Source organism: Bradyrhizobium betae (assembly GCF_050632175.1).
GTDB classification, from domain to species: domain Bacteria; phylum Pseudomonadota; class Alphaproteobacteria; order Rhizobiales; family Xanthobacteraceae; genus Bradyrhizobium; species Bradyrhizobium betae_B.
The window spans coordinates 2099151-2120444 of sequence record NZ_CP192576.1 but is presented as its reverse complement, the minus strand read 5'-3'; the positions used below and the strand labels follow the sequence as shown (position 1 = coordinate 2120444).

Below are 21294 nucleotides of genomic sequence, written 5' to 3'. Positions count from 1 at the left end.
ATGAAGGTCTGGCAGGTCGCGCGCGACTGGTCGATCGAGGGGATGGAACTCGCCGATCTGCCCGAGCCTGTGCCCGGTCCGGGCCAGGTCGCGGTGCGGATGAAGGCGGCATCGCTGAACTACCGCGATCTGATCACCGTGCAAGGCAAGGGCGGCGTCACGAGATTGCCGCTGATCCCGTTCTCGGATGGCGCGGGCGAGGTCATCGCGGTCGGCGACGGCGTGACCCGTGTCGCAGTCGGCGACCGCGTCTGTCCGATGTTCTTCCAGTCCTGGATCGACGGCAAGGTGTCTGCGGCCAGCCGCCGCTACGCGCTTGGCGGTACGCGGCCGGGTGTGCTGCAGCAGGTGATGGTGCTCGACGCCGAGGGTGTCAGCCGCATTCCCTCGCATCTCTCCTACCAGGAAGCGGCGACGCTGCCCTGCGCCGGGCTCACGGCGTGGCGCGCGTTGTTCGAGGAAGCCAACGTGCGGCCCGGCGATACCGTGCTGGTCCAGGGCACCGGCGGCGTGTCGATCTTCGCACTGCAGTTCGCAAAGCTCGCCGGCGCGAGTGTGATCGTGACGTCGTCGAGTGACGAGAAGCTCGAACGCGCGCGTGCGCTCGGCGCCGACCACACCATCAACTATCGTTCGGTGCCGGAATGGGGCAAGGCGGCTTCGGAGTGGAGGGGCGGCGGTGTCGACCATGTCGTCGAGGTCGGCGGCAAGGACACCTTCGCGCAATCGCTCGAGGCTGCGCGGGTCGGCGGCAATATTCTGGTGATCGGCGTGCTCTCCGGCGTCTCGCAGCAGATCGCGATCCCCACCCTGTTTTCCAAGAACCTGCACGTCACCGGCCTGTCGGTCGGCAGCCGCCGGATGTTCGAGGATATGACAGCCGCGGTCGGACGCAACGCCATGAGACCGGTGATCGACCGTGTGTTCGGGTTCGACGCCGTGCCCGACGCGCTACGCCTGATGCAACGGGGCGGGCACTTCGGCAAGATCGTCGTGGAGTTTCCGTAGCAAGCGCTCGGTTGGTTGGAGGCGAAAGACCCTGGATGGCTCGTTGCATCGATTTAATAACTGTACTATAGGTACATTATTAAATACGACGCAACGATGCGTTTGCTGGACCGGCACGATCGATGCATCGTTGTTTCGGCGGGCATAGTTTGCGGCCGCGTGAGCAGGGTTGATCGATGACGGCACAGCGCGACTACGAAATCTTCGAGGCCGGCGACGTCGCGCTCCAGTCCGGCGCTGTCTTCCCCGCGCTGAAGCTGGCGTACCAGACCTACGGCACGCTCAGCCCGGCCAAGGACAACGTCATCCTCTACCCGACCTCGTTCAGCGCGCAGCATTTTGATACCGAGTGGCTCATTGGGCCCGACGGCGTGCTCGATCCCGCGCGTTATTTCATCATCATCCCGAACCTGTTCGGCAACGGGCTGTCGTCCTCGCCGTCGAACTCGGCCGTGCCGTTTCCGCAACTAAGCTATCACGACGCCGTCGCGGTTCAGCATCGGCTGCTCATCGAGCGCTTTGGCATCACAAGGCTGGCTCTTGTCTATGGCTGGTCGATGGGCGGCATGCAGGCCTATCACTGGGCAGCGCTGCATCCTGACATGGTCGCGCGCGCCGCAATCGTTTGCGGCAGTGCGCGATGCGCGCCTTACAACTACGTTTTCCTCGAAAGCGTGAAGGCCGCTCTGACTGCCGATCCCGCCTTCCGCGATGGCCGCTTCGTCGAGAAGCCCGTGGCCGGCTATCGCGCCATGGGGCGCGTCTATGCCGGCTGGGCGATGTCGCACGGGTTCTATCGCGACGAGGTCTGGCGCGAGGCCGGCTTCACCTCGCTGGAGGACTATCTCGTCCGTGCCTGGGATGCCGCGTTTGCACGGCGTGACGCCAACGATCTGCTGGCACAGGTCGGGATCTGGCAGGGCGGCGACATCAGCCGCTGCGCCGCCTTTGGCGGCGATCTCGACCGCGCGCTCGCGGCGATCAAGGCGCACATGCTGTTGATGCCGGGCGCCACCGACCGCTATTTCGACGTCCGCGACAACGAGGACGAGCTTGGCAAGCTGGCCAACGCGAAATCGGCCGTGCTGCATCCGATCCCGTCGCTGCACGGCCATCGTGCCGGCAATCCCGTCAACAATCCGCGCGACCAGGCCTTCATCAAGGCCGAGATCGCAGCGCTTCTGAGCAAGTAGGGCAGGCATCCGACCATGAGCGACGCGAACGTTTCGGAACCCGGACACCGCCTCAAGCCGCTGACGCCGGCGATGCTGCGCGAATTGTCGGTGCGCTCGAATCTCAGGGGGGCCGCCCAAAGCCTCGGCCATTACGGCATGATCGTGCTGGTCGGTGCGCTGATCTGGAAGATCACGTCGAGCTACGGCGTGCTCTGGGCGCTGCCGCTGATGGCGGTGCAGGGCTATCTGGTCGCCTTCCTGTTCATGGCGGTGCACGAGACCGCGCACAAGACTGCGTTCAGAAGCCGTGGCCTCAACCTCGCGGTCGGCAATCTCTCGGCCTTCATCATCGGATTGCCGTACGAATATTACTGCCTGTTTCACTGGGACCATCACCGCTACACCCAGGATCCGGACAAGGACCCGGAGCTGATCGTCGGCGTGAAGCCGGCCACCGATACGCAGCTCGCGATCGCCTATAGCGGCCTGCTTCAGGTCGCCGGCCGCCTCCGGCTGATGCTCGGCCATGCCGTCACGGGCAGGGTCGTCGTGCCCTGGATTCCCGAAAGCAAGCGCGCCACCATCGTGACCGAATCGCGGGCCTATGTCGCGCTCTATGCGCTGATGCTCGCGCTGTCGCTGTGGTTCGGATCGGCGCTGCTGCTCTGGATCTGGATCGTGCCGCTGATCATCGGGCAGTTCTTCCTGCGGCCCTATCTCTACGCCGAGCATACCGGCTGCGACACGACGCGCAGCGCGTTCCAGAACACCCGCACCACCTATACCGGCGCGATCGTCAAATGGTTCGCGTGGAACATGCCCTATCACGTCGAGCACCACGCCTATCCGTCGATCCCGTTTCATGCGCTGCCGAGGCTGAACGAGATCGTCGACGGCGAGATCGTCTATCGCGGCCGTGGCTACATCAGAACGACACGCGAGACCTGGGCCTGGTTTCGCAAGCATCGGCCGGCGGTCAGGTGACGGAGCGCCGGTGATGCCGGCTCCGTAGTTTGTCGTGCTTCTGCCGGCTTCCGATAGGCTGCTTTACGGCGTGTTCATCGCATCTTCGGATGGGACGGAACATTCCGATACCGCTCCGTCCAGCGGTTCATAAATCTCGATCAAAATCAACGGCTTGGACGCTCCAGAAACGTCCTTAACGAATCCTTCCGGATCGAGAAAGTTTTAGCGATCTGGCATTCACGCCCCGTCGATGCCGCCGCTCTAACGTTCGCACCATCAACGCGACCGACATCGGGGAGAGATTGGTGATGAACGCGACGAGAGACCGTCTTCTGGTGGTCGATGACGATCTGATGCAGCGCGTCCTGATCGGCAAGATCGGCGCGAAACTCGGCTACGACACCGTCGTGGCTTCTTCGTACGAGGCCGCGACCGAACTCCTGGCCCGCGACACCTTCGAAGTCATGGCACTCGACCTGTCGCTCGGCGAGCGCGACGGAGTGGAGTTGTTGCGTTTCGTGGCGGAGCGAGATCTTCGCGAGATGTCGATCGTGATCATCAGTGGCTGCGACGATCGCATCATGAAGGCAACGCGCAGGGTCGTGAACGGGCTGAAGCTCTCGCTCGGCGGCTGCCTGACCAAACCGCTCGATCTCAACCGCCTGCGCAGTGCGCTGGAGTTGCCGCAGCGGTCGCCGCCGGTGGCGACCTCCGCCACGCCGTCACTCCAAATCACGCCGGAGAGAATTCTGCGCGGCCTTGCCGACAACGAGTTCTTCGTCGAGTTCCAGCCGAAGATCGGGCTTCAGACCGGAAAGGTCGTCGGCGCCGAAGCGCTCGCACGCTGGCGTACACCCGAATTCGGCATGATCTCGCCACTGGTCTTCATTCCAATCGCCGAGGAATCCGGTCTCATGCGCGAAGTGACGGACCGCGTTCTCTCGTCGGCGATGTCGCAGGGCCGCAAGCTGATCGAACGCACTCCCGGCTTCACTGTCGCCGTCAATATCTCCGGCTCCTTGATGTCGGATCTGACCCTGCCGGACCGAATCGAGGAGATCCTGCGGCGCGAAAACGTTTCTCCATCGTCCCTGACGGTGGAGATCACCGAGACCTCGGCGATGGCCGACGTCGATCGTGCCAACGACATTCTGGTGCGGCTGCGGATCAAGAATATCGGGACGGCGATCGACGATTTCGGCACGGGCTATTCGTCGCTCGCAGCGTTGGCGCGGCTGCCGTTCAGCGAACTGAAGATCGATCAGTCCTTCATCAAGGGCTGTGAATCCGATGACGACATGATGAAGATCGTCGATGCCTCCGTGGCGCTTGCGAAGGCGTTCAACATGAAGGTCGTTGCCGAGGGCGTCGAGAGTTCGGAAGCGCTCGAGATCATACGCCGGATAGGCTGCGACGTTGCCCAGGGCTTCTTCTTCGCGCCGTCGCTGCGGCGATCGAGCGCCGAAAGGTGGATATCGCAGCGTAATTCTCTCGTAGAGGAGCAGGCGGCTTCCGCGGCGCTGCCACGACGCGGCGAGCCGGGGCTGACGGCTCTCGCGAACTGAGGTGACGAACCCCGGTCGCTGGGCGACCGGGGCTGCGCCAGCCGATGCAGGGCGTGCTCAGTAGATCCCGTACGCGCAGACATTCACCACGCGGACGCGAAGGCCATGGCGGGTGCGGACGACGCGCTCCTGGTAGCAGTTGTTGACGCCGGTGTTGACGTAGATGCCGCCATAGCCCCAACCCGGGCCCCAACCATGGCCCCAATGCGGGTGGATGCCGTGCGCCGACGCGGCCGTGGGCGCGAGAGCGGCAGCGCCGAGCGAAGCGGCGGCGATCAGACCAAGTGCAAGCTTACGAAACATTGTCATTCTCCAGTGTGGCGCGGGGCCGTTGTTGTGTCCCTGCATCTCGGTCGAGCCGAAGCGCGAACGCGTTCACGCGGGGAGAGGAGAATCGTGTTTCAGGATTGTTTCGTGGACCTCGGCGACATGCGCCGATATCAGGCTTTCCGCGCCACTCGCTTCGCGTCAGGCGTCGATGCGCGATAACGCGCGGTCATGGCCTGCGTCAGCTCCGCCATCTTCTGGCGCAGATCGGCCGGCTCCAGCACTTCGGCCTCGGGCCCAAGCCGCAGCAATTCGGCCGCGGCATGCCATGACGTCTTGCCGGTCGGCACTCTGGCGATGCGCCAGCCGTCAGCGTCAGCGGTCTCTTCGAGCTGCGTGCGCGACTTGACGTAAGGTTGGCTCAGCGCATCGAGCAGTTTCACACCGAACGGCGACAGCCGGACGATCGCGACATTCGGATGCATCTCGGCTTCGAGGCGAAACGTCGCGGCCTGCCAATAGGCGGCGAGGTCGAAATCGGCGGGGCGGTCGAATCGATCGTCGAGCGCGGTGCAGTCGAGCACGCGGGCAACGCGATAGGTGCGCACGCTGCCGTCGACCAGGCCCGCGATATACCAGCTGCCGCCCTTCAGCACGAGGCCGAGCGGCGCGACGCGGCGCTGCTTCTCGGCGCGCCAGCTCTGGTAACGAATCTGGACCAGTGTTCCGCGCAGAGTCGCGCCGGCGATGGTGCGCAGATGTCGGGGTTCTTCCGCTTCGCCGAACCAGCCGGGCGCATCGAGGTGAAAACGCTCCTGCATCCGCCCGGCATCTTCGCGCAGATTCGCCGGCAGCGCCGCCATCACCTTGTTCTGCGCGGCGATCATCGCGGCATCGAGGCCGAGCGCCGCGGCCGGGCCCGGCAATCCCGCAAGGAACAGCGCGCCCGCCTCGCTCTGCGACAGACCGTTCAGCCGCACACGATAGCCATCGAGCAGGCGATAGCCGCCCTCGGCGCCACGATCGGCATAGACCGGAACGCCGGACGCCGCGAGCGCGTCGATGTCGCGGTAGATCGTGCGCACCGAGACCTCGCACGCCTCCGCGAGCTCGGGCGCGGTGACCCGCCCTCTGGCCTGAAGGGTGGTGAGGATCGACAGCATCCGGCTCGCGCGCATGGTCCCTTAAAGCATACCTGACACAAGATGTCAGGTATGCTCGGCTACAAGCGCGCCATCGCCAGTCGGCCAGATGGAGAGCTGCCATGACCGATTCCCGCCGCGTCACCCTGTATTATTCGCCGCAAAGCCGCGCCACCGGCACGCGGGTGCTGCTGGAGGAGCTGGGCGCGCCCTACGATCTCCATGCCCTCAACATGAAGGCCGGCGAGCAACGGAAGCCGGCCTATCTCGCCGTCAATCCGCTCGGCAAGGTGCCGGCGATTCGCCACGGCGAAGCGCTCGTGACCGAGCAGGTCGCGATCACGATCTATCTCGCCGATCTGTTTCCGCAGGCGGGTCTGACGCCTGCGCTGGACGATCCGCTGCGCGGTCCCTATCTGCGCTGGATCGCCTATTACGGCGCGTCATTCGAGCCGGCCCTGATCGACAAGTTCATGCAGCGCGAGCCGGCGCCGATCACGCAATCGCCCTATGCCGATTACGACACCATGCTGGGCGCGCTGGAGACGCAACTGTCGAAGGGGCCGTATCTGCTCGGCGAGCGCATGACCGCAGCCGACGTCCTGTGGGGCGTCGCGTTCAGCTGGACCATGATGTTCGGCATCGTGCCGAAGAAAGACGTTTTCGTCCGCTATGCCGAGCGCATGACGTCTCGGGAAGCGTTCAAGCGCATCAATGCGGCAGATGACGAGATGGCGGCGCAGCATGCGGCCGCGATCGGGGGTAGGAGGCGCGTCTTTGGGCTCTCAGATTGCGCCCTTCAAAACCGCGGCGCTCGCTTCTCTCCGAACGCCTTGATGCCTTCCTTGATCTCGTCGCCGCGCATGCTGTCGCGGTGGCGCTGGTCGGCGGCGGGCTCGTCGAGCTCGCCGCGGGCGAACTCGTTGATGGCGCGCTTCATGCCGCGCATTGCCTGCGGCGCGTTGCCGGCGAGGATTCCTGCGAGCTTGTCGACCTCCTCGTCGAGCGTCTCCTCCGGCACCATGGCGGTGAGATAGCCGATCCGCAGCATCTCCGGCGCGCCGATCTTTTGTGCGGTCAGGAACAGCTTCTTCGCATTATCGACGCCGAGCCGCGTCACGTAGCGCTTGATGCCGCTCCTGTAATAATGCAGCCCGAGCCGCGCCGCCGGCATGAACATCTCGGCGGTGTCGACGCCGATGCGGAAGTCGCAGGCGAGCGCGAGGTCGGTCGAGCCGCCATAGACGCCGCCATTGAGCCGGCAGATCGTCGGCACGCCGAGATCCTCCAGCCGGTTGACGACCACTTCGAACGCGGAGCCCGCGCTCTGCTGCTCGTTCGCGCTCACTGCGCGTTCGGCAACCGAGTTGAGGTCGTAGCCGGCGGAGAACGCGCGCCCGGTGCCGGTCAGCACCAGAACGCGGATGTCGGGATCTGCCTCGACCCGGTCGAACAGCTTGACCAGGTCGCCGAGATCCTCGGCCTGAAGCCGGTTGAGATGCTTTGGCCTGTTAAGGCGGATGGTGGCGCGCGCGCCGGTGATGTCGAGCACGGGGCCGGAGGCCGCGTCGGCGGTATCGGACATTGTTGTCTCCATTTACTTGTTTTCGAGTGCGCGGCGTTTGGCTTCGGCATCGATGGTCTCGGCGAGATCCGGATGCCGTGCCATCAGCACGCGGAAATCGACGAGGTCCAGCACCAGCAGTCGCGTCACCTTGGTGGTCGAGACATTGGCGCCGCGCGAATTGTTGCCGAGCAGCGCCATCTCGCCGAAGAAGGCGCCTTCACCGAGCCGGACCTTCTTGCCGGGCAGGTCGACCTCGACCTCACCGGCGGCGATGAAATACATGCAGTCGCCCTGCGCGCCCTTGCGGATGATCATGGTGCGCGCCGGCAGTTCCATGGTGCGCAGCATGTGGGTGACGTCGGCGATGGCCGCCGGCCCCAACGCTGCGAAGAAGGGCACCTTGCTGACGGATTCCCAGGTCTTGAGGAAGTTGTCGCGCCGGGTCTCGGCGGCAAAGCCGGTCGCCAGAATGCCGGTCCACAGGCCGAACACGCCGAGGCCGGAGATCATCACCATCGCCGCCACCATGCGCCCGAGCGGCGTCACGGGCACGACGTCGCCATAGCCGGTCGTCGTCAACGTCACCACTGCCCACCACAGCGCGGCGGGAACGCTGCCGAACGTCTGCGGCTGCACGTCCCGCTCCAGGAAATATTCGGCGACGGAGGCGAGGAAGACCACCATCAGGAAGATCACGAGCACGCTCACCAGCGGCCCGGATTCCAGCACCAGCACCCGGCGAAGCTGCCGCAGACCGGGAATGCCCGGCACCACTTTCAGGACCCAGAGCACGCTGAGCAGCCAGGCTGTCTTGGGCTCGACGCCGAGAAGGAGTGCAACCGGTACGGCCAGGGCGCCGACGGCGTCGACCAGCCCGGCGGAGGAGGACATGTAGAGCGACAGGCGCCCCGTGCGCGCCATGTGACGCAGCCGGACCACCCATTCGAACACGAAATAGACGAGGCAGGCCCAGAGCAGGGCATCGACCCAGCGGTGCGTCGTCTCGTAGGCCGGGCCGACCGTCAGCAGCACCATGCCGAGCACGCCGACGCCGACCGCCACATAGGCCGCCTTGGTCATGTTGCGGCCGGCTGTGGCGGCCACGAATTGGGCCAGAGCGGGAATCAGCGGCTTGGACATGCGGGGAGGCGGGCTCGGTCTTGGCTTTTCCGGTCCCGGCTGGGACGTCAGCGCCAACCTGCCTGCCCGGGCGTAAGCCGTCAACGACAGGCGCCGATTCTGCCATCTCTTCAAACGGGAGCAGCGCGGCGACCGATCGGGCAATGCGACGAAGACCTGCCCGGTGTGTACCAAACGGCCGGTCAGGCGCTCTGAGCCGTCTTGACCACCACGACATTGCTGTCGTCGTGCTGTGGTGAGGCGGCCTCGCGAACTGCTTTCTCGGCCTCGCCGGCATGGCGCTTGAGGTAGTCGCGGCGCATGCCGATCTCGTCGCGGACGAACTCGTAGCCGAGCTTGAAAGTGTCGAGCCCGTCGGTGCTGATCGTGCCGTCTCGGAGGCCGATGACGGCACCGCGCAAGATGCCTTCCAGCTCATCCTGGAGACATTCGAGCTGATCGAGCGAATGGGCGTGCTCGATGCGTTCGCCGATGTCGAGGATGGCTGTGGAGAGCTCGCTGGCTTTCTCCGGCGCGATCCGGGTGATCTTGGCGTAAATTGCCGCGAAGATCGAGCCGATGACGCTGAGCGCGGCGGCGCCCAGATACATCAGGTCGCTGTACTTGTCGATGAACGATTTGGTGTCGTCGTTGATGTAGTCTGCCGCCCCCTGATGCGCCATCACGAAGGCGTCCTTCTCGACGGAGGCCGGCTCGATTCTGCTGGCAAAGCCGTTGTCGAGCCCAAGCGCGGACTTGTTCTCGTAGATGGTGCGCGCGAGCTCCCCCGCCGTGCTCGCCGACATCCTGGATTGCGCGACCAGCAGCCATTCCAGCCCGATCGTATCGAGGTCGTCGTCTGGAATTCTAGGGGAGGCCGACAGCGTGCCTGATGTCAGCGTCTCGTTCGAGAGGCCGGGAAATTTGCGCGCCAGTGCCTTGGCCTCGTCGATCGCGTTCAGCGTGAATCCGCCGCGTCTGGCGACCTGCTCATAGGCCTTGTCGCGCACCGCCCGGGAGGCGTGCACGATGGCGATCACCGCACCGAAACCGCCGGCCGGCGCAAACAGCTTGTCGAGCGTTGCGCCCTGCGGCGCCATCTGGATCCTGGCAGCGTCAGGACCGTCGGGGATGTCGAGGATGCTGCGCACGAAGGCGAGCGAGGATTCGCTCTCGGCGACGACCGCGACCTTCTTCTTCTTCAGTTCGGCAAGCGACTTGATCTTCTTGTTGCCGGGACCGAGCAGGAGCACGAGATCGTGCTCGAGGATCGCGAGCGTGCGCGCCCGCAGCGGCACCTTGGCGTCGGTGCGCAGCACCGTGAGGTCGGCCTGCTTGCGGTCGAACTGTGTAAGCGCCTTGGCGTTATCGCCGTTGTTGACGACCTTGATCCGGAAGCGCGAGGCGTTGTTCTTCAGGACAGCGGCAAGCTTGGCGGCGAACAGCGCCTCGTCGCTGTTGGGTGCACCGACGGAGAAGGTCAGCGTCTCCGAATTGTCCAGCAAGGCGCGTCCGCCCCAGACGGTGGCGAGCGACAGAAGCAGGGTCAGAACGACGTAGAGAAACACCTGCTGCTGATTGGTCTTGATCACCTTGGGGCGCCGCGGCGGCGGCTCTGTTGGTGACGTCGGGGGGCCTTCAGCACTCATGGCAGCACTCTGGCCTTGTATCTGGATGGCGGTGGCTCGCGGGATGCGATCGCGGCGGGCGCCCTGTAATTCCTAAATGCCTGAAAAAAGAACGTTATTCTCTATCTTCAATGATAGCGCGTCGATGCCGGAAAGCAAATTTCGAGCCGAAGGTAACCTTACTCAACTCAGGCGCGGCGATTGGTCATCCTATCACCAGTTAGCCACAGTTGGCGATTTTCCGGTTCCCCCGGCTGCATTCCGCCGCGGGAGATGTCATAAATCAGGGGTCCCGGCGATTTGACCGGTCCAAGAAGAAGTTGCGCTGAACGCTCCAATTTTTCTTGTCACCTCAATGAGGGCGTCAGCTTGTCGTTTCCACCCATGTCATCGGCGATTCCGGTCGAAGCGCTCATTGGCTGGATGTTGTTGCTCACCTTCAAGCACATCATCGCCGATTTCGTCCTGCAAACCGCGTGGATGGCGCACGGCAAGGATCAGAAGCATGGCTGGGCGCTGCCGCTGCTCGTGCACTGCCTGATTCACCTCGCGGTAGCGCTGCCCCTGATCCTGATCGTCGCGCCCAAATTCTGGTTCGTGGCGTTGATCGACTTCGTGATCCACATCACGATCGACCGCGCCAAGGGACTGGTTTCGGCCAATTTCGGCGTCGACCTGCAGCATCCCTGGTTCTGGACCCTGATCGGCGTCGACCAGGCGCTGCATCATCTCACCGGCTTCGGACTCTCGATCTTCATGGCGGCGAACTGAGGCGGGCGGCCTCGGCGCTGGGCAATCGCTTATCGGCATTCACGAGAACTCGTCATGCCCGGGCTTGTCCCGGGCATCCACGTTCTTCGCGTCTCGTGGCTATGCGTGGATGGCCGGGACAAGCCCCGGCCAAGACGCTGTGGAGACATTTGCGCCGTCTGATTCGCGGCTGGCGCGCAAGCACCCCGGGTGACTACCGGCGGGGTTGGTTAACCTTTCATTAGAGAATTGCGCTGCATCTTCGGCGTCGAGGGAGAACTGCAATGTTTTCAAGCCGCGACGCCTTTGAAAGCGATTTCTGCCCGGTTCAGGACGAACTCCTTGGCGAGATGTATCGCGCCAGCGAGAGTGGCCTGCCGAGGCTGGTTGAGAGTGTTTCCCCAGACGCACGCGCGAAGCTGGCGCTGTTCTGCTACCGCCGCAGCCATCTGCACTCGCTGGCCGTTGCGATCGCAGGCAGCTGCAACGAGCGCGACCTGATCGAGAATGGGGGCCGTGTCGGCTCGACGCTCTACGCGCTGTCGCGCGAAAGCTCGGCCAAGACATCGCCGTCACTGTCGGGTGGCCGCAAGCCGATCACGCTGTCGACCAAGCCGCTCTCGGTACTTGCACCGCTCGATGACGAGCTCGACGACGAGATCGGCGAAGCCGTTCCCGCTTAAACGGCCTCTATTACCGGCAGCCCAAACTTCCGCCGCGCCATTGCGCATTCGGCATCGCCCGGCATGCAGGTGCGGCACACCTCCGGCCGCACTTCATAAATACCGCAGGCTGTCTGCTTTCCGATCTCTCCCTTGAGCGCCGAACAGCGATCGCCCTCGCAGCGCATGCCGGATTGGCGTGCGTTGACGAACGCTTCCGGGATTGCCGCAAGTTCCTCGTCACTCTCGATCGAGAAGCGCGGCCAGTTCTCCGAATAGCCACAGCAGGCGCCGCAATTCTGGCAGCAGGTCGACAGGTCGATGGGGGAGGTCTCTTCCATCGTCGTCACGTGTCCTTTGGCGGGCCCCAGACCAGGCTCTGCCGCCATCGTGCGCGCAGCACGTCGCGCCTTTCCGGGTATTTATCGTCGAGATAGGTGGCGTCCACCACGCGGTCGGTGCGGAAGCTGCGGAAGTCGCTGCGCAGTTCGCACCAGGCCGCGAGCAGGCGCACGGCTTCGAGATAGCCGACCGAGATCGGCCAGATCATGCGCTCGCTGGGGCGGCCCTGCTCGTCGCGATAGCGCAGCATGATCTTCTTGCCTTCGTGGATCTGGGAGCGGGTGCGCGCCATGTCCAGGCGATCGGGCTCCCTGTTCCAGCTTGGCCGCGCGCGGCTCGCGGGCTCCAGTACGAAGGGGCGCAGGCGTTCGGGCACGGTGTCGGCAATCTTGGCCATCAGATCTTCGGCCGCGCGTGCCAGCGTGGAATCCGCATGGCCCGCGACCCATTGCGCGCCCAGCACCGCCGCCTCGATCTCGTCGGGTGTCAGCATCAAGGGCGGCAGGTCGAATCCCTTCTCCAGGATGTAGCCCATGCCGGCTTCGCCGCGGATCGGCACGCGCTGGCCCATCAAGGTCGCGATGTCACGATAGATGGTGCGCTTCGAGGTTTCGAGCTCGGCCGCGATCGCATCCGCGGTCAGCGGCTTACGCGTGCGCCTCAGCACCTGGATGATCTGAAACAGCCGGTCGGCGCGTCTCATGACGATTCTCTCATCGGGGGCGGATCAGACAACGGCGCGTGGATGCTGACAGGATGTTGGCAGCAGGGGAGTTCTATACCGGGACAACACATCGACTGAAGAGGATTTGTCCATGATCATTCCAACCCATTTCGGCTCGGCGGCGCCGCTGTGGCGAGCGCAGTTGTGGCACTCTTGGGCGTTCGGCCGCCTCGTTTCGCTCGATCTCATGGCCGCCGACCTCCGATTTACAGTCGCAAACGTGGTGGCACGCTCGCTGGTCCAGGCCGCGGACGCGCTGGTCCGCCATGTGATGGGCCGCGCCTGGCGGGGAGCCCGTTTCGCAGAAGATATCACGGCTGCTGCCACCATGGTGGCAGCAGCCCGGCACTAGGTTCCGTCAACTCTTTCGGTCGTTCAGGAGAGCTTTCATGATCACGCTTTATGGCTTTGGCGCGGGCTTCGGCCTGCCGGAAATCAGCCCCTTCGTCACCAAGACGGAGGTGCAGCTGAAAATGGCGGGACTGCCCTACCGAAAGGAACGCGCGATGCCTCCCGCTTCGCCCAAGGGGCAATTGCCGTTCATCGACGACGGCGGCGAGGCCGTGGCCGATTCCACCTTCATCCGCGCCCATATCGAGCGTCGCTACGGTTTCGATTTCGACGCCGGCCTCTCGCTGGCCGAGCGCGCGCAGGCCTGGGCGTTCGAGCGCATGATCGAGCATCACGTCTATTGGGCGCTGGTCGGCGCGCGCTGGGTCGATCCGGTCAATTTTGCCAAGGGCCCTGCGCATTTCTTCGACGGCGCGCCGGAGCACAATCGCGAGAAGCTGCGCGAGGACGCGCAATTCCGTGTCGCCGAGAACTATCTGCTTTCCGGCCTCGGCCGCCACGGGCCGGATGACGATATCGATCTCGCGGTGCGCTCGCTGTTCGCGCTGTCAGTGCAGCTCGGCAACAAATCCTACCTGATGGGCAACAAGCCCTGCGGCGTCGATGCCACGGCCTTCGGCGCGCTCGCCGGGATCCTGACGCCGTTCTTCGAATCCGGACTGCGCCAACGGGCGGAGGGGTTTGCAAACCTCACCGCCTATGTCGACCGCATGATGGACGCGTACTATCCAGAATTCGCGTGGGCCCCGCTGCGGCAGGCGGCCTGAGAAGCAAAGAGCCGGCCCGTCGGGCCGGCTCTCGTCGTCTCAAACCTGTGGCTGCGGCTACTTCACCAGCGAGTACTTGCCGTTCTTCACGGTGAGCAGGATGCGCGAGCGCTCGTCGAGGCCGTAGCGGTCCTTCTCGGTGAAATTGTAGACACCCTGGCTCGCGGCCATTTCCTTTTCCGACAGCAGCGCCTTGCGGATCGCTTCGCGGAATTCCGGCGTGCCGGGTTTGGCCGTCTTCAGTGCCACCGGGATCACGCGCTTCAGGATCTCGAACGCATCGTAGGAGTGACCGGCGAACTGGCTGCGGCTGTTCGGGCCGTACTTGCCCTCATACGCCGTGTTGAGCGCGAGGCCCGGCTTCTTGGTGGCGGCCTCGTCCGGCTGGTCTTCGGGATCCATGACCGGACCCGACGCCATCAGCACGCCTTCAGCAGCCTTGCCGGCGATACGGATGAAATCCATGCTGGCTGCGCCATGGGTCTGGTAGATCAGGCCCTGATAGCCGCGCTCGCGCAGCTCGGTCTGCGGCAGCGCGGCCGCGGTGCCGGAAGCGCCGACCAGGATCGCGTCGGGGTTGGCGGCGACGAGCTTGAGCACCTGTCCGGTCACCGACGTGTCGGGGCGGGCGAAGCGCTCTTCGTCGGCGATGGTCATGCCCATCGGCCCGGTCTGGGCCTTCAGATCGTTGAACCAGAGGTCGCCATAGGAGTCGGAATAGCCGATATAGCCGATCGTCTTCACGCCCTTTGACTTCATGTGGTCGTACAGCACCTTGCCCACGATCGGGATCGGCTGCGGCATCGCCACCGACCACTTCATGCGCTCCGGTGTGATCGGGAACGGCGCGAGGCCGAAATGCGGAATGCCGGCTTCGTTGGCGACGTTGGAGACGGCGATGGTCGGTGGGGTCAGCGCCGAGCCCATGATGATGTCGGCCTTGGATTCGGTGACGAAGCGGCGGGCGTTGGTGGTCGCGGTGGTGGGATCGCCGCCGTCGTCGAGCACGATCACCTTCAGCGGCACGCCGCCGATCTCCTTCGGCACGAATTCCAGCGCGTTGCGCTCGGGAATGCCGAGCGCGGCGCCGGGGCCGGTCGTGGTGGTGGTGATGCCGATGGTGACTTCGGCGGTCTGGGCCAGTGCGGGCAGGGCCGGCAGGGCAAGCGTCGCGGCAGTGATGGCGGCGGTCAGGTAAAAGCGTTTCATTTATTCCTCCCTTGACGTGTTTGTTTGAAAGCAGAAATCGGGGGTAATTCAGCCCCCTCTTTTGGCGATGCGGCGATTTAGCTTGGGGCCTCACTCCCCGTGAATTTGGCTACCATTTCCGCCGGGAACGGTGCCGATTTCAGCTTGTCGGGGTTAACGGGGTCGCGGCCGACCAGGACGCGGGTCTCAAACCCCTCGATCGCCAGCGCCTCGCCCTTGTAGACGTTGTGCTTCACCTCGAAGCTCGAGCGCTTGATGCTTTCGATCCTGGTTTCGATGGTGATCCAGTCGCCATAGGTCGAGGGGATGTAGAACCTGGACCGCGTGTCGACCATGGGGATGCCCACCAAGCCGTATTTGCGGACCAGGTCCTGCTTGGAGAAGCCGGCGACCTCGAACAGGGTCGAGGTCGAATCGTCGAACATCGCGAAATAGCGCGGGTAATAGACGATGTTGGCGGGGTCGCAATCACCCCACTGGATCTGGACGTCGCGCCGGTTCACGAACATGCGATTCTCGCCTTACTTCGGCGCCATGCGCAGCGAACCGTCGAGACGCACCACTTCGCCGTTCAGGTACGAATTCTCGACCATGTGCAGCGCCAGCGCCGCGAACTCGTCGGCGTGGCCGAGCCGGCGCGGGAAGGGGATCGCGGCCGCGAGCGAATCCTGGGCTTCCTGCGGCAGGTTGGCAAGCAGGGGGTGAGGAACAGGCCCGGCGCGATCGTCAGCACGCGGACGCCGAACTGCGCCAGCTCGCGCGCGATCGGCAACGTCATGCCGACGATGCCGCCCTTGGAGGCCGAATAGGCCGACTGGCCGATCTGGCCGTCATAGGCGGCAACGGAGGCGGTGTTGATGATGACGCCGCGCTCGCCGGTCGCCTGCGGCTCCAGCTTGGACATCTCGGTCGCGGCGAGGCGCAGCATGTTGAAGGTGCCGATCAGATTGACCTTGATCACCTTGTCGAAATCGGCGAGCGCCATCGGGCCGTCGCGGCCGACGACGCGCTTGGCAACGCCGATGCCGGCGCAATTGACCAGCACGCGCGGTGCGCCAATGGCCTTGGTCGCCTGCGCGATCGCGGCTTCCGCGGAAGCGGCGTCGGAGACGTCGCAGGTCACGGCGACGCCCTTGATCTCGGCCGCAACGGTTTCCGCGAGCTTGGTATTGAGGTCGAACACCGCGACCTTGGCGCCCTGCGCCGCCAGTCTTCGCGCGGTGGCCGCGCCAAGCCCCGATGCGCCGCCGGTGACGATGGCTGGCTGATCTTTCAACAACATGGCGTTCTCCTGAGGTGCGATGTTTCTTAGCCGACCGATATCACACGGTCCGATGGATTGGCAGCGTAGAGCTCGTCGATCAATTCGCCACGATGCTCCAGCACCGCGCGCTGGTTGATCGAGCCCTTGTCGGTGACCTCGCCCTTGTCGATCGACAGCGGCGTGTCCAGCAGGATCGCACGCGTAATCCGCGTCGACGAGCCGGTGGCCGACGAGAGGAAGCGCGTCAGGCGCTCGCGAAACGCTTCGCGCACCAGCCGGTCGCGGGCCGTGACGGTGAGATCGTCGGCCGGCAGCGTCGGATTGATCAGTCGGCAACCGTCGAGATCGAGCAGCACGAGGGCGGAGACCTCGTCGCGGTTGATGCCGGCGATGACGACGTCGCGCACCAGCGGCGCGCAGGCCGCAACCAGACGGGCGCGCAGCGGGCCGACGCTGACCCAGGTGCCGCTGCCGAGCTTGAAGTCCTCGCTGACGCGGCCGTCGAAGTCGAAGCCGGCATTGAGATCGTCGGGGTCGACCGCCTTCAGCGCATCGCCGAGCTTGTAAAAACCTTCCTCGTCGAAGGATTTCGCGGTGATGTCGGGCTGGCGCCAGTAGCCGGGCATCACGTTCGGGCCCTTGGCGCGTACTTCCAGCTTGCCGTTGTTCGGCACCAGCTTGGCGTCGTTGCCGGACACGGGCAGGCCGACATGGCCGGAGCGGCTGGTGCGCGGATTGACCGACATGAAGAACGGCGCGGTCTCGGTGGCGCCAAGGCCGGTCAGCATCGGCACGCGATAGCCTTTTTCCTTCACCGCGAGCTCATCGAGGCTGTTCCAGACGAAGGGCGAGAGCGCCGCGCCGGAGAAGAACATCGCGTGCAGCCGGTCGAAGAACTTCGCGCGCAGGCCCTGGTCGTCGCGCAAGTACGGCAGCAGCGTTTCATAGCCCTTGGGCACGTTGAAATACACCGTCGGCGAAATCTCATGGAGATTGCGCACGGTCTCCTCGATGCCGCCCGGCATCGGCTTGCCGGCATCGAGATACATCGAGCCGCCATTGTACAGCGTCAGCCCGATATTGTGGTTGCCGCCGAAGGTGTGGTTCCAGGGTAGCCAGTCGATGATGACGGGCGGTTCGTCCTTGAGGAAGGCGAGCGTCTCGCGCAGCATCACCTGGTTGGCGCAGATCATGCGTTGGGTGTTGATGACAGCCTTGGGATTGCCGGTCGAGCCCGACGTCAGCAAAAATTTCGCGATCGTATCGGGGCCGATTTTTTCGTGCACCGCGTCGAGATCGCCGCGGATCGGCGTCGCCATGAGGTCGGCGAGCAGCGTGACGTCGCGGCCCGGTACGTGGCCATAGGAAGCGGCAATCTCGGTGCCGAGCGAGACGTTTGCGGCGAGCGCATCGGCGAATTTGTCGGCATCCTCGGCGAAGACGAGACCGGGCGTCAGCAGCTTCATCAGATAAGAGAGCTTGCCGTAATCCTTCGACACCAGCGAATAGGCCGGCGACACCGGGCAGAACGGAATGCCGGCATAGAACGCGCCGAAGGCGAGCAATGCATGGTCGATCGAATTGCCGGAAAGGATGACGACCGGACGCTCCGCCGACAGGCCGCGCTGGATCAGCGCGGACGCGATATGCCGGCTCGCGGTGAGCAGCTCGGCATAGGTGATCTTGCGCCAACCGCGGCCGCCTTCGCGTTCCGCCATGAAGACGCGGTCCGGCGTGGTCGCCGCCCAATGATGCAGGCGGTCGGTGATGCGGACGGGATAGTCGCCGAGCGGCTGTTTGGGCCGCAGGTAAATCGTGCCGTCGTCGCGGCGATCGATGTCGACGACGGGATCGCCGAATGAAATGGGCCGCAGCGGGGAAGTGCTCGCGCCGCGCTCCATGCTGGAAGAGGACGGCTGCGCGCTCATGACTTTGGCTTCACCTTGGCGGTCTTGTGCTCGAGGAACTCGCGGATCCTTCGTTTTGCTTCCTTGTCGCTCTGCGCCACCGTCGCCATCAGTGATTCCATCAGCAGGCCGGTCTGCGGATTGGCCTCCGCGATCATCGGCAGCGCCTGGAGCACGGCGAAATTCGTCAGCGGCGCGTTGGAGGCGATCTTGGTGGCAAGCTCCAGCGCCTTGCCGAGCCCGTTGCCGGCTTCGGTCAGATATTGCGCAAAGCCGTAGGAGGCGCCTTCGGTCGCGGTATAGACGCGCCCGGTCAGCATCATGTCCATCATGCGGGCGACGCCGATCAGCCGTGGCAGCCGTACCGAGCCGCCGCCGCCCACGAAGATGCCGCGCTGCCCCTCCGGCAGCGCAAAATAGGTCGAGGGCTCGGCGACACGAATATGCGCCGCGCAGGCAAGCTCCAGCCCGCCGCCGATCACGGCGCCCTTCAGCGCCGCGATCACGGGCACGCGGCTGTACTGGATGCGGTCGAACACCCGGTGCCACATCTGGGAATGCAGCAGCCCGCCGGTGGCGTCATGGTCTTGCAACTCGGACAGATCGAGGCCGCTGGAGAAATGGTCGCCGATGCCGTGTATGACGACCGCGCCGATGTCCTCGGGCAGGGACGCAAAGCACTCGCCGATCTCCAGGATGATGCCGTCGTTGAGCGCATTGCGCTTGGCGGGCCGGTTCAGACCGACGGTCAGAACCCGGTCCGCCCGCTCGATCCGGAGCAGCCCTGAGGCGCCCGCGTCAGCGGTGTTGGCGTTTCCCTGTGTCATTTGCGTCCTTATCAGAATAGTTATGTTGTATAACGAATTCTGGGGGAGTCAAGGAGGGGACGGAGTGGTGGCTTCGGATGCTGCCGGTCAGGTAGCGAAATTTCTCTCCAAACTCGCTGTCGTCCCTGCGAACGCAGGGACCCATAGCCCCAGGGAGTGGTTTGGCGACGACTCGCCGTTCGGTACTCCCGCCGCCCAAAATCGATAGATCACGCGGTATGGGTCCCTGCGTTCGCAGGGACGACAGCGGAGTGTGTGCGTCACACCACCTGATGCACGTCGATCACCACGCGATCCGCATGACGCGCGGCGGAGCCGACGAAGATGTGCTCCATCAGCCAGCGATACTTCTCATGTCCCGTCTCGAACTTGGGGACCGTGCGGAAATAGATCAGCTTGGGATCGACGGCCTCACCGCGCTTGAGCTTCTGCAACAGCTCGACCGGACCGAAGCGCATGCCCTTGTTCTCGACATAGACGACGGCGCCGTCATCGGTCTCGAAGGCGTATTTCGCCTCGAGGTCGATCAGCTCGTTGGGCCGGATGGTCTGGAAGTCGGCGCCGAACGGCAGCACCTTGCCTGATATCGCGCCCGTCACCTCGCCGCCGATGATCGGGATGATGCGGCGGACCCCGATGCCGGTTTCGCCGGCGGTGACGACGTTGCCGATTTTGGCGGTGATGCTGAAGACGTATTTGGTTTCAAGAATCGGTGCGGTCATCGCTTCCTCATCAATGCGCCATCATGCGCGTCGGCAGCCACGTCGCCAGCAGCGGGAAGGCGATCAGGATCACCAGACGCACGAGGTCCGTCGCCACGAACGGGATCACGCCCCTGAAGATGGTGGAGAACGACACGTCCTTCACCACACTTTTTATGACGAAGACGTTCATGCCGACAGGTGGATGGATCAGGCCGAGCTCGACGGTCATCACGATGATGATGCCGAACCAGATCGGATCGAAACCAAGATGCATGATGACCGGGAAGATGATCGGCACGGTCAATATGATCATCGCCATGGCGTCCATCAGGCAGCCGAGCACGAGATACATCACCATGATCAGCGCCAGCACGCCGTAAGGGCCAAGGCCGAGGCCGGTGAGGAACTCGGTGACCTTCTGCGGCGTCTGCGTCACCGTAAGGAAATAGCCGAAGATCAGCGCGCCGATCAGCACGGTGAACACCGCGGCCGCGGTGCGCGTCGCCTGCAGCAATGACGCCAGGATCTTCTCGCGGTCGAGGCGCCCCGTCACCACGCCGATGATGAAGGCGCCGGTGGCACCGACCCCGCCGGCTTCCGTCGGCGTGAAGCGCGGCAGGAACGGCAGGCCGTAAAGGCCGCCGATGACGAACACGAACAGCAGCACCGGTGCCCAGATGTCCTTCAGGCCGGCAAAGCGCTCGCGCCACGGCAGCACCTTGCCCTTGGGCAGGAAGTCGGGGCGAAAATAGCCGATCAAAAAGATCGTGATCATGTACATGGTCATCGCCAGGATGCCCGGGATGATGCCGGCGATGAAGAGCTTGCCGATGTCCTGCTCGGTGATGATGCCGTAAACCGCGAGCACGGTGGAGGGCGGCAGCATCGCGCCGAGCGTGCCGCCGGCGGCAATCACGCCGGTGGCGAACGACTGCGGGTAGCCGAACCGGCGCATTTCCGGATAGGCGACGGCGGAGAAGGTTGCGGCAGTCGCCACCGACGAGCCGCAGATCGCGGCGAAGCCGCCGCAGGCGCCGACGGTGGCGATGCCGAGCCCGCCGCGCAGATGGCCGACGAAGCCGTTGGCGGCGCGGAATAGCTCGCGGCTCATGCCGGAGTTGCTGACGAAGGATCCCATCAGCAGGAACATCGGGATCACGCCGAATGTGTAGTCGGTGACCGTGCGCATCGTGACCTGGCCGACCAGCTTCAGGGCCGGCGTCGCGCCGACGAGATAGCTGAAGCCGGACACGCCGACGAGGCCCATCGCCATGCCGACCGGCACGCGCAGCAGCATCAGGGCGAACAGGGATACGAAGCCGAGGACGGCAACGGCGTCGGTACTCATGG

Annotated in this window: 21 protein-coding genes and 2 pseudogenes; 9 read left to right on the top strand and 14 right to left on the bottom strand. The window is 64.4% G+C overall.

Translation table 11 applies throughout. From position 1 onward, the window contains the following. The 4 genes from ACQ86E_RS10420 to ACQ86E_RS10405 all read left to right on the top strand — a co-directional run bounded on the left by ACQ86E_RS10420 (position 1) and on the right by ACQ86E_RS10405 (position 4714). Positions 1-1008 carry a zinc-dependent alcohol dehydrogenase family protein gene (locus ACQ86E_RS10420; RefSeq protein WP_431205307.1) on the top strand — a complete coding sequence of 336 codons (1008 nt, stop codon included), beginning with the start codon at positions 1-3 and terminating at the stop codon, positions 1006-1008. A 176-nt stretch (positions 1009-1184) separates the two neighbouring features. Beyond that, the gene (locus ACQ86E_RS10415; RefSeq protein WP_431205306.1) at positions 1185-2201 is read left to right on the top strand and encodes an alpha/beta fold hydrolase; all 1017 of its coding nucleotides are present in this window, start codon (positions 1185-1187) and stop codon (positions 2199-2201) included. Between the two features lie 15 nt (positions 2202-2216). Further along, complete coding sequence (locus ACQ86E_RS10410; RefSeq protein ID WP_431205305.1) at positions 2217-3167, top strand: fatty acid desaturase; 951 nt, start codon at positions 2217-2219, stop codon at positions 3165-3167. Positions 3168-3457: 290 nt separating this feature from the next. Then, positions 3458-4714 carry an EAL domain-containing protein gene (locus ACQ86E_RS10405; RefSeq protein WP_431205304.1) on the top strand — a complete coding sequence of 419 codons (1257 nt, stop codon included), beginning with the start codon at positions 3458-3460 and terminating at the stop codon, positions 4712-4714. 57 nt (positions 4715-4771) lie between these two features. Here the strand turns inward: ACQ86E_RS10405 and ACQ86E_RS10400 are convergent, their stop codons facing one another. Together ACQ86E_RS10400 and ACQ86E_RS10395 are read right to left on the bottom strand one after the other, a co-directional pair. After that, complete coding sequence (locus ACQ86E_RS10400) at positions 4772-5017, bottom strand: hypothetical protein (RefSeq protein ID WP_431205303.1); 246 nt, start codon at positions 5015-5017, stop codon at positions 4772-4774. Between the two features lie 137 nt (positions 5018-5154). After that, positions 5155-6159, bottom strand: a complete 1005-nt coding sequence (locus ACQ86E_RS10395) for a helix-turn-helix transcriptional regulator (RefSeq protein WP_431205302.1) — start codon at positions 6157-6159, stop codon at positions 5155-5157. 86 nt (positions 6160-6245) lie between these two features. Between ACQ86E_RS10395 and ACQ86E_RS10390 the strand changes: the two are divergent. Then, a pseudogene (locus ACQ86E_RS10390) lies at positions 6246-6887 on the top strand (glutathione S-transferase family protein); the annotation flags it as partial. A 35-nt stretch (positions 6888-6922) separates the two neighbouring features. Here the strand turns inward: ACQ86E_RS10390 and ACQ86E_RS10385 are convergent. From ACQ86E_RS10385 to ACQ86E_RS10375, 3 genes are all read right to left on the bottom strand, one after another. Beyond that, entirely contained in the window at positions 6923-7708 is a 786-nt protein-coding gene (locus ACQ86E_RS10385) for an enoyl-CoA hydratase/isomerase family protein (RefSeq protein ID WP_431205301.1), read from the bottom strand. Between the two features lie 12 nt (positions 7709-7720). Next, the gene (locus tag ACQ86E_RS10380; protein ID WP_431205300.1) at positions 7721-8830 is read right to left on the bottom strand and encodes a cyclic nucleotide-gated ion channel; all 1110 of its coding nucleotides are present in this window, start codon (positions 8828-8830) and stop codon (positions 7721-7723) included. Positions 8831-9012: 182 nt separating this feature from the next. Beyond that, on the bottom strand, positions 9013-10458 hold the full coding sequence (locus ACQ86E_RS10375) for a TAXI family TRAP transporter solute-binding subunit (protein WP_431205299.1): 1446 nt from the start codon (positions 10456-10458) through the stop codon (positions 9013-9015). Between the two features lie 402 nt (positions 10459-10860). Between ACQ86E_RS10375 and ACQ86E_RS10370 the strand changes: the two genes are divergently transcribed. Together ACQ86E_RS10370 and ACQ86E_RS10365 are read left to right on the top strand one after the other, a co-directional pair. Continuing rightward, on the top strand, positions 10861-11208 hold the full coding sequence (locus ACQ86E_RS10370; RefSeq protein WP_051026641.1) for a DUF3307 domain-containing protein: 348 nt from the start codon (positions 10861-10863) through the stop codon (positions 11206-11208). A 263-nt stretch (positions 11209-11471) separates the two neighbouring features. Then, a complete protein-coding gene (locus ACQ86E_RS10365) occupies positions 11472-11870 on the top strand; it encodes a hypothetical protein (protein ID WP_431205298.1) in 399 nt (132 codons plus the stop codon). Here ACQ86E_RS10365 and ACQ86E_RS10360 read toward each other — a convergent pair. Next, positions 11867-12190: a YkgJ family cysteine cluster protein gene (locus ACQ86E_RS10360; protein WP_431205297.1), complete on the bottom strand. Its 324-nt coding sequence runs from the start codon at positions 12188-12190 to the stop codon at positions 11867-11869. The two genes, ACQ86E_RS10365 and ACQ86E_RS10360, sit on opposite strands and share 4 nt — an antisense overlap. A 5-nt stretch (positions 12191-12195) precedes the next feature. Further along, positions 12196-12894: a helix-turn-helix transcriptional regulator gene (locus ACQ86E_RS10355; protein WP_014439563.1), complete on the bottom strand. Its 699-nt coding sequence runs from the start codon at positions 12892-12894 to the stop codon at positions 12196-12198. Positions 12895-13006: 112 nt separating this feature from the next. On the opposite strand from ACQ86E_RS10355, the gene ACQ86E_RS10350 reads away from it, so the two are divergent. Continuing rightward, a complete protein-coding gene (locus ACQ86E_RS10350; protein WP_431205296.1) occupies positions 13007-13267 on the top strand; it encodes a hypothetical protein in 261 nt (86 codons plus the stop codon). 37 nt (positions 13268-13304) lie between these two features. After that, positions 13305-14033 carry a glutathione S-transferase family protein gene (locus ACQ86E_RS10345; protein ID WP_375312485.1) on the top strand — a complete coding sequence of 243 codons (729 nt, stop codon included), beginning with the start codon at positions 13305-13307 and terminating at the stop codon, positions 14031-14033. Between the two features lie 57 nt (positions 14034-14090). Here the strand turns inward: ACQ86E_RS10345 and ACQ86E_RS10340 are convergent, their stop codons facing one another. The 7 genes and pseudogenes from ACQ86E_RS10340 to ACQ86E_RS10310 form a co-directional block, all read right to left on the bottom strand. Further along, positions 14091-15242 (bottom strand): ABC transporter substrate-binding protein, encoded by a 1152-nt coding sequence (locus ACQ86E_RS10340; protein ID WP_431205295.1) that lies wholly within the window; start codon positions 15240-15242, stop codon positions 14091-14093. A gap of 77 nt (positions 15243-15319) precedes the next feature. Next, complete coding sequence (locus ACQ86E_RS10335) at positions 15320-15751, bottom strand: acyl-CoA thioesterase (protein ID WP_431205294.1); 432 nt, start codon at positions 15749-15751, stop codon at positions 15320-15322. 12 nt (positions 15752-15763) lie between these two features. Then, positions 15764-16524 (bottom strand): annotated as a pseudogene (locus ACQ86E_RS10330) (SDR family NAD(P)-dependent oxidoreductase). Positions 16525-16550: 26 nt separating this feature from the next. Continuing rightward, positions 16551-18434 (bottom strand): feruloyl-CoA synthase, encoded by a 1884-nt coding sequence (locus tag ACQ86E_RS10325; protein ID WP_431205293.1) that lies wholly within the window; start codon positions 18432-18434, stop codon positions 16551-16553. Beyond that, positions 18431-19240, bottom strand: a complete 810-nt coding sequence (locus ACQ86E_RS10320; protein ID WP_431205292.1) for a crotonase/enoyl-CoA hydratase family protein — start codon at positions 19238-19240, stop codon at positions 18431-18433. The genes ACQ86E_RS10325 and ACQ86E_RS10320 overlap by 4 nt, the downstream gene beginning before the upstream one ends. A gap of 260 nt (positions 19241-19500) precedes the next feature. Then, positions 19501-19962, bottom strand: coding sequence for a DUF3237 domain-containing protein (locus ACQ86E_RS10315; RefSeq protein ID WP_431205291.1), 462 nt, complete (start codon positions 19960-19962; stop codon positions 19501-19503). Between the two features lie 10 nt (positions 19963-19972). Then, a complete protein-coding gene (locus tag ACQ86E_RS10310; protein WP_431205290.1) occupies positions 19973-21292 on the bottom strand; it encodes a TRAP transporter large permease in 1320 nt (439 codons plus the stop codon). Positions 21293-21294 lie beyond the last annotated feature (2 nt).